This window comes from Allobosea sp. TAB14 (assembly GCF_052113865.1).
GTDB lineage: Bacteria > Pseudomonadota > Alphaproteobacteria > Rhizobiales > Beijerinckiaceae > Allobosea > Allobosea spartocytisi.
The window spans coordinates 1-7,131 of record NZ_JBFRDQ010000205.1 but is presented as its reverse complement, the minus strand read 5'-3'; the positions used below and the strand labels follow the sequence as shown (position 1 = coordinate 7,131).

The window sequence follows — 7,131 nt, the reverse complement described above, 5'->3', positions numbered from 1 at the left end:
CGTCGTGCTGCGCGACAAGAAGGCCTCGACCTCCTACATCCAGCGCCGCCTCCAGATCGGCTACAACCGCGCCGCATCCATCATGGAGCGCATGGAAAACGAGGGCATCGTCGGACCCGCCAACCACGCCGGGAAACGCGAGATCCTCGTCGAGACGCAGGGCCACGGCGAGGACGAATAGCCGCATCATTCGGTCGGAGGACTTGCACGGGCAGGCGCCGGTCCTCAAATAGCCATCACGATGCTGCAACCTCGGCGGCATGGAGAGCGTTGAGGCCCCGAAGACACGAGCGCTCCGCAACAACCGGAGCCACGACGTATCTCGTCCGGCATGAGGATCGCCGTGGCACAGGGAATGGAGCAGACTTGCTCATGAGAGTGATCCCGATTCTTCGGGTTTCGGTTCTGACGGCGGCGTTTGGCTACGGCCTGGCGGCAGCGCCGCTCGGGGCACAACCCCTGCAGTTGCAGCCGCCTGCCGCGGCCAAGCCCGCGCTCGCCAGACCGGCCGCGCCGCGCGCGATCCCGCTCCCGCCGGTCCGCCCGGCCAATCTCGGCCTGCCGCGCACGGCGATGAACGATGCGCCGGCTGCGCAGGCGGCGGGTTCCCCACAGGCTGCAACGGCCGCACCTGTCGCGCAGACGGCGAAGCCCGAAGCGTCCAAGACGACGCCGGCCAAGACCAAGCTCGCCGCGCCCGCGACGCGCGAGGAAGCGATCGAGCGGCTCAATACCTATCTCAACAGCTTCACGACGCTGCAGGGCAACTTCATCCAGTTCAATCCCAACGGGAAGCGGCTCGAGGGTCGGATCTACATCCAGCGCCCGGGCAAGATGCGTTTCGAATACGAGCCGCCCGCGACCACCGAGGTCATCGCCGACGGCACCTCCGTGGCCGTACGCGACAAGCGCCTCGGCACGCAGGACGTCTATTCGATCGGCCAGACGCCGCTGAAATTCCTCGTGCGCGAGAAGATGGATCTCAACCGCGAAGGCACCATCACCGGTGCCAGCGTCGATGGCGATATCCTCTCCGTCCGGATCGAGGATCGCTCGACGCTCGGCGGAACCTCGAAGATCACGCTGAAGTTCGACCTCGTCGCCAACGAGCTCAGGCAATGGGTGGTCGTCGATCCGCAGGGTTATGAGACGGCGGTGTCGCTCTACAATCTCAGCCTGCAGCGCCAGACCGACCCGAAGAACTTCGTGATCGATCACCAGCGCACGCTGTGATCGCCGGCCAAGGCTAGTTCGGCGCGGATAGTCGGGCGCCGAAACGGCTTGCCTTTTGGCACGCGACGACCCAGTTTCCGGCCACCTCTCCTTGCCGGAATCTCCGCGTGCAACTGACTGTCACGAGCTGGAACATCAATTCCGTCCGCCTGCGTATCGGCATGGTCGGCGAGTTCCTCACCCGCTACGCGCCCGACATCCTCTGCCTGCAGGAAACCAAGACGCCGGACGAGCAGTTCCCGGCCAAGGCCTTCCACCAGCTTGGCTATGTCCATCAGGCCTTCATCGGCCAGAAGGGCTATAACGGCGTCGCCATCGTCTCGAAGCTGCCCTTCAGCGAGAAGGAMGCSATGKCGATGTGCGGMCGCAACGATGCCCGGCACATGACCGTGACGCTCGACAAAGCGGCGGGCGCGGCGGCCGGCATCGCCATCCATAACTTCTACATCCCGGCCGGCGGCGACATTCCCGATCCGGAAAAGAACGACAAATTCGCCCATAAACTCGCTTTCTTGGACGAGATCGGCGCCTGGGGCGTGACGAACAAGCCGACGGACCGGCCCGCGATCCTGCTCGGCGACCTCAATATTGCGCCCTATGAGCACGATGTCTGGAGCCACAAGCAGCTCCTCGACGTGGTCAGCCACACACCGATCGAGACGACCACGCTGGAAAAGCTGCGCTCCGAGCTCGGCTGGATCGACGCCGCCCGCACGCTGCGCCCCGAGCCGGAAAAACTCTATTCCTGGTGGAGCTATCGCGCGCAGGATTGGGAGGCGTCCAATCGCGGCCGCCGGCTCGACCATATCTGGCTCTCCGACGCGCTGAAGCCGACGCTGCGCGACCTCTCCTTCCTGCGCGAGGCACGCGGCTGGGAGCGTCCCTCCGATCACGTCCCCGTCACGGTGACGCTGGAGCTTTGAGGCCCGGCGCCGGCGCCTTCAGAGACGGACCGGTCCATGCCCCGGCTGCGCTTCGGCCATGCCAGGCCCCTCCGCCCGGCCATTTCATGATCGTGCTATAGCGCGCGGCAACATCGGCACGGCCCGTTCACCGGAAGGCCAGATCATTGCAGCGCGCGCTCTCGACTTCGCTCTCGCCGCGGGATGCGCTGCTGACCCTGGCCGTGATGGTGGTCTGGGGCACGAATTTCGTCGTCATCCACATCGGCGTCGACCATTTCCCGCCGCTGCTCTTCGCCTGCCTGCGCTTCGCCTTCACGCTGCTGCCGGCGGTGTTCTTCCTCAAGCGGCCGGCCGTGCCCTGGAGCAATCTCGCCGCCTACGGCCTGCTGATCGGTGCCGGCCAGTTCGGCCTGCTCTACATCGCGATCAAGGGCTTCATCACGCCGGGCCTGGCCTCGCTGGTGGTGCAGTCGCAGGTCTTCTTCACGATCCTGCTGGCCGCGGCGATCACCCGCGAACGCGTCCAGCCCTTCCAGTTCGTCGGCCTCGTCCTGGCCTGCATCGGCATCGCCGTGATCCTCTGGCACACCGACGGCACCACGACGCCGCTGGGCGTCGTCCTGATCCTTGGCGCCGCGCTCTGCTGGTCCGGCGGCAATATCGTGGTTCGCGGAGCACCCGGCATCGACATGCTCGCTTATGTCGTCTGGACGAGCCTGTTCGCGGTGCCGCCGCTTTTCGTGCTGTCGTGGTTCGTCGAGGGCTGGCCAGCCATTCGCGACAGCCTGACCGCCGCGCCACCCAGCGCCTGGGCGGCCGCGATCTGGCAGGCCGTCGGCAATGTGATGTTCGGMTATGCCGTCTGGGGCTGGCTGCTCTCGCGCTATACCGCCGCCACCGTGGCGCCGACCGCAATGCTGGTCCCGGTCTTYGGCATGGGCGCCGCCGCCATCTGGCTGGGCGAACCCTTGCCGGGCTGGAAGTTCCTGGCCGGCGGGCTCGTGCTGGCGGGCCTGTGCATCAACATCCTCTGGCCGAAATTCGCCGCGATCCGCGCCGCAAGACATCCGCCGGCCGCCTGATCCGGCGCAGCGAACTTATTTCCGGTCGATCGCGCCGAGCGCAGCCCGCACGGAGGCGAGCTCTTCCACGAAACCGCGCAAACGATCCCCGATCGCCTGCGCGATCGCTTCGGCCGAATCCGGCGATTCGCCGAGCACACGCCGCATCACGCTGCGTGGCAACCGCATGATCTGCGTCGGCTCGCGCGCGATCGCCGTGACCTGCCGCGGCACCGAAGTGAACAGCGCGAGCTCGCCGATCATCGCGCCAGGCCCGGCGATCTCGCTTGCGGGCTGGCCATCATCCTGCGCAGTCAGCGCCACCGCGCCCGAGACGACCAGGAAAGCGCCGTCCGAAGGCTCGCCGGCACGGAACAGCACATCGCCGGCGCGCAGGATGCGGCTCTCCGCCGCGAAGGCGAGCAGCCTCAACGCATCGCGTTCCATCAGGCTCAGCAGCGGCTGCCGGGCCAGCAGGGCCATGTCGTCGTCGAGGGCCATCCGTCAGGGATTCAGCCGGTAGCCGCCGGCATCGGTCACGAGCAGGCGGGCATTGCCGGGATCGGGCTCGATCTTCTGGCGCAGCCGGTAAATGTGGGTTTCGAGCGTATGCGTCGTCACCTGGCTGTTATAGCCCCAGACCTCCTGCAGCAGCACCTCGCGCGCGATCGGCTTGCGCCCCGCGCGGTAGAGGAAGCGCAGGATCGCGGTTTCCTTCTCGGTCAGCTTGGTCTTCGAGCCTTTCTCGCTGACGAGCAGCTTGGAGCCGGGGTGGAACGTGTAGGGGCCAACCTGAAAGATCGCGTCCTCGCTCGCCTCATACTGGCGCAAATGCGCCCGGATGCGCGCCAGCAGCACGGCGAATTTGAACGGCTTGACCACATAGTCGTTGGCGCCGGCCTCGAGCCCCAGCACCGTGTCGGCATCCGAGCTCTGCGCCGTCAGCATCACCACCGGGCTCTTGAAGCCGTTCTTGCGCATCACCTTGACGGCCTCGCGGCCGTCCATGTCCGGCAGGCCGACATCCATCACCACGAGGTCGATCCGCTCGTTCTGTGCGGCCTTCACCGCAGCCGTGGCGTTGCCCGCGGTCGTCAGCCGGAACTCGTCATAAAGAGCCAATTGCTCTGCCAGGGCATCGCGCAGGGTCTGGTCGTCATCGACCAGGAGAATATGATGGACGACGGACATGGGCTGTTCGCTCGGACGCAATGAGTAGGGCAACATGAGCCCGCTGAGTCGTCATCGCAAGTCACGCATTCTGGAATCCCCGTGAGAAACCGTGAAATCGCCCTCGCGCGCCCCGGCCTTCGCCCGCGCAACCTCACCTCACTGCGGGTCTTCGCCTCGGTACGTGACCACCGCAAGGGCTTCCTTATCGCGGGCGGCGCGGTCTTTCCCTGCGCGCTCGGCCGCTCCGGCATCCGTACGATCAAGCGCGAGGGGGACGGCGGCACGCCGCGGACGCATTTGCCGCTGCGCAGCGTGTTCTACCGGGCCGACCGCCTCGCCCGGCCTCGCAGCCTGCTGCCGCTGAAACGGATCGGCCCGCGCGACGCCTGGTGCGACGACCAGACCGACCGCCGCTACAACCGCCTGATCGACCGCCCGCCGGGCGAGGCCGAGGAGCGGCTGCAGCGTGAGGACCATCTCTATGACGTCATCGTCGAGCTTGGCTGGAACGACCGGCCGGTGATTCGCGGGCGCGGCAGCGCGATCTTCTGGCATCTCGCCCGCCCGGGCTTCACGCCGACGGCCGGGTGCATCGCCGTCGAGGGACATGTCTTCGCCAAGCTGCTGCCGCGTCTGGCGCGCCGCTGCGTCATACAGGTCCGGTGATCTTCGCCCGTCATTCCCGGGCCGCCGTAGGGCGATCCGAGAATCTCAGCCCGGAAGAGGCGCTGGAGCCTCCGCGTCACGAGATAGTCGGGTCAAGCCCGACCATTACGGCTTATCCCCGCGCTCCGAAGATCGCGCTGCCGATGCGCACATGCGTCGCACCGAGCTGGATCGCCGCCTCGTAATCGGCGCTCATGCCCATGGACAGGCCCTTGAGCCCGTTGCGCGCCGCGATCTTGGCGAGCAGCGCGAAATGCGGCGAGGGCGGCTCCGCTTCCGGCGGGATGCACATCAGACCCTCGATCGCGAGGCCGTGGACATCGCGGCAGCGCGCGAGGAAGGCGTCCGTCTCGCCCGGCGCGATGCCGCCCTTCTGCGGCTCCTCGCCGGTATTGACCTGCACGAAGAGCCGCGGCGCCCGGCCGGCCCTGGCGATCTCGCGCGCCAGCTCTTTCGCCAGGCTCTCGCGGTCGAGCGAATGGATCGCGTCGAAGAGTTCCACAGCCTCGCGGGCCTTGTTCGATTGCAGCGGGCCGATCATGTGGAGTTCGRCATCGGGAAAGCGCGCCTTCAGCGCCGGCCACTTGGCCTTGGCCTCCTGGACGTAATTCTCGCCGAAGACGCGCTGTCCCGCTTCGAGCACCTCGGCGATCTGCTCCGCCGGCTTCGTCTTCGACACAGCGATGAGCGTCACGCTCTGCGGCTTGCGTCCGAAATCACGCGCCGCACGCGCGACCGAGGCGCGAATCGCCTCCAGACGCGTAACCGTATCGCTCATATCGCAGCCTCTCATGCCGAGCGCGCCGTTGACCGCGTGCGCGCAATGGTGTCCTAGAACAGGATGTGGAAAACCTCACCCGGTTTTTCGCAATGGACCCCTGCGCCGGCCGCGTCCCGACCGGCAAATCCCGCAAGAATGCTTGCTGACGTGATTGCTCGCTGACATGGCCGTCGAACGCTACAACCCGAAAGAATCCGAGCCGAAATGGCGCGCCGTCTGGGATGAGCGCAAGCTCTTCGAGACGAGGAACGACGACACACGGCCGAGCTACTATGTCCTCGAGATGTTCCCCTATCCGTCGGGGCGCATCCATATGGGCCATGTCCGCAACTATGCGATGGGCGACGTCGTTGCGCGCTACAAGCGGGCCAAGGGTTTTTCGGTGCTGCATCCGATGGGCTGGGACGCCTTCGGCCTGCCGGCCGAGAACGCCGCCAAGCAGAAGAAGGTCCATCCGCGCGAGTGGACCTATGAGAATATCGCGGCCATGCGCAAGCAGCTCAAGTCGATGGGCCTGTCGCTCGATTGGAGCCGCGAGCTCGCGACCTGCGACCCCAGCTATTATCGCCACCAGCAGAAGATGTTCCTGGACTTCCTGAAGGCCGGGCTGGTCGACCGCAAGACCGCCAAGGTCAACTGGGACCCGGTCGACGAGACCGTTCTGGCGAACGAGCAGGTCATCGACGGCCGTGGCTGGCGCTCCGGCGCCCCGGTCGAGATCCGCGAGCTGACCCAGTGGTTCTTCAAGATCACGGAATACGGCCAGGAGCTGAACGACGCGCTCGACGGCTTGACCCGCTGGCCCGACAAGGTCCGGCTGATGCAGAAGAACTGGATCGGCCGTTCCGAGGGCCTGCTGGTTCGTTTCGCTCTCGAATCGAATGCGGCGAAGCAGGATGAGGTCGAGGTCTACACGACCCGCCCGGACACGCTGTTCGGCGCGAAATTCGTCGCCGTCGCCCCGGATCACCCGATCGCCAAGGCGATTGCCGCCGGTAACCCGGAACTGCAGGCCTTCATCGAGGAGTGCAAGCGCACCGGCACGGCGCAGGAGGCGATCGACAAGGCCGAGAAGCTCGGCTTCGACACGGGCCTGCGCGCCGTTCATCCGCTCGATCCGAACTGGACGCTGCCGGTCTATGTCGCGAACTTCGTCCTGATGGAGTACGGTACCGGCGCCATCTTCGGCTGCCCGGCGCATGACCAGCGCGACCTCGACTTCGTCAACAAATATGGCCTCGGCAATATTCCGGTCGTGGCGCCGGAAGGCACCGATCCCGCCGGCTTCGTGATTACCGACATCGCCTATGAC

At 66.3% G+C, this 7,131-nt stretch carries 9 protein-coding genes; 6 read left to right on the top strand and 3 right to left on the bottom strand.

Annotation, left to right across the window (positions count from 1 at the left end; genetic code table 11):
• The 4 genes from AB4Y99_RS23545 to AB4Y99_RS23530 all read left to right on the top strand — a co-directional run.
• Positions 1-181: DNA translocase FtsK (locus AB4Y99_RS23545; protein ID WP_142023465.1), on the top strand; the 181-nt coding region annotated here is incomplete at its 5' end.
• A 191-nt stretch (positions 182-372) separates the two neighbouring features.
• Positions 373-1,233 carry a LolA family protein gene (locus AB4Y99_RS23540; protein WP_051987567.1) on the top strand — a complete coding sequence of 287 codons (861 nt, stop codon included), beginning with the start codon at positions 373-375 and terminating at the stop codon, positions 1,231-1,233.
• Positions 1,234-1,340: 107 nt separating this feature from the next.
• Positions 1,341-2,156, top strand: coding sequence for an exodeoxyribonuclease III (gene xth / locus AB4Y99_RS23535; protein ID WP_441525025.1), 816 nt, complete (start codon positions 1,341-1,343; stop codon positions 2,154-2,156).
• A gap of 146 nt (positions 2,157-2,302) precedes the next feature.
• Positions 2,303-3,220 carry an EamA family transporter gene (locus AB4Y99_RS23530; RefSeq protein ID WP_429069557.1) on the top strand — a complete coding sequence of 306 codons (918 nt, stop codon included), beginning with the start codon at positions 2,303-2,305 and terminating at the stop codon, positions 3,218-3,220.
• A gap of 15 nt (positions 3,221-3,235) precedes the next feature.
• Here the strand turns inward: AB4Y99_RS23530 and AB4Y99_RS23525 are convergent, their stop codons facing one another.
• Together AB4Y99_RS23525 and AB4Y99_RS23520 are read right to left on the bottom strand one after the other, a co-directional pair.
• The gene (locus AB4Y99_RS23525; RefSeq protein WP_133561172.1) at positions 3,236-3,700 is read right to left on the bottom strand and encodes a cyclic nucleotide-binding domain-containing protein; all 465 of its coding nucleotides are present in this window, start codon (positions 3,698-3,700) and stop codon (positions 3,236-3,238) included.
• A gap of 3 nt (positions 3,701-3,703) precedes the next feature.
• Entirely contained in the window at positions 3,704-4,390 is a 687-nt protein-coding gene (locus AB4Y99_RS23520) for a response regulator transcription factor (protein ID WP_038359526.1), read from the bottom strand.
• An 81-nt stretch (positions 4,391-4,471) separates the two neighbouring features.
• On the opposite strand from AB4Y99_RS23520, the gene AB4Y99_RS23515 reads away from it, so the two are divergent.
• The gene (locus AB4Y99_RS23515; protein ID WP_441525024.1) at positions 4,472-5,038 is read left to right on the top strand and encodes a L,D-transpeptidase family protein; all 567 of its coding nucleotides are present in this window, start codon (positions 4,472-4,474) and stop codon (positions 5,036-5,038) included.
• A gap of 112 nt (positions 5,039-5,150) precedes the next feature.
• On the opposite strand, the gene AB4Y99_RS23510 is transcribed toward AB4Y99_RS23515, so the two are convergent.
• The gene (locus AB4Y99_RS23510; RefSeq protein WP_441525023.1) at positions 5,151-5,816 is read right to left on the bottom strand and encodes a YggS family pyridoxal phosphate-dependent enzyme; all 666 of its coding nucleotides are present in this window, start codon (positions 5,814-5,816) and stop codon (positions 5,151-5,153) included.
• Positions 5,817-5,982: 166 nt separating this feature from the next.
• On the opposite strand from AB4Y99_RS23510, the gene AB4Y99_RS23505 reads away from it, so the two are divergent.
• Positions 5,983-7,131 (top strand): class I tRNA ligase family protein (locus AB4Y99_RS23505; protein ID WP_441525022.1); only part of this gene is annotated, 1,149 nt, incomplete at its 3' end.

Coding starts and splice junctions, on each gene's coding strand:
- AB4Y99_RS23540 (WP_051987567.1), top strand. CDS start 373: ATGAGAGTGATCCCGATTCTTCGGGTTTCGGTTCTGACGGCGGCGTTT.
- AB4Y99_RS23525 (WP_133561172.1), bottom strand. CDS start 3,700: ATGGCCCTCGACGACGACATGGCCCTGCTGGCCCGGCAGCCGCTGCTG.
- AB4Y99_RS23520 (WP_038359526.1), bottom strand. CDS start 4,390: ATGTCCGTCGTCCATCATATTCTCCTGGTCGATGACGACCAGACCCTG.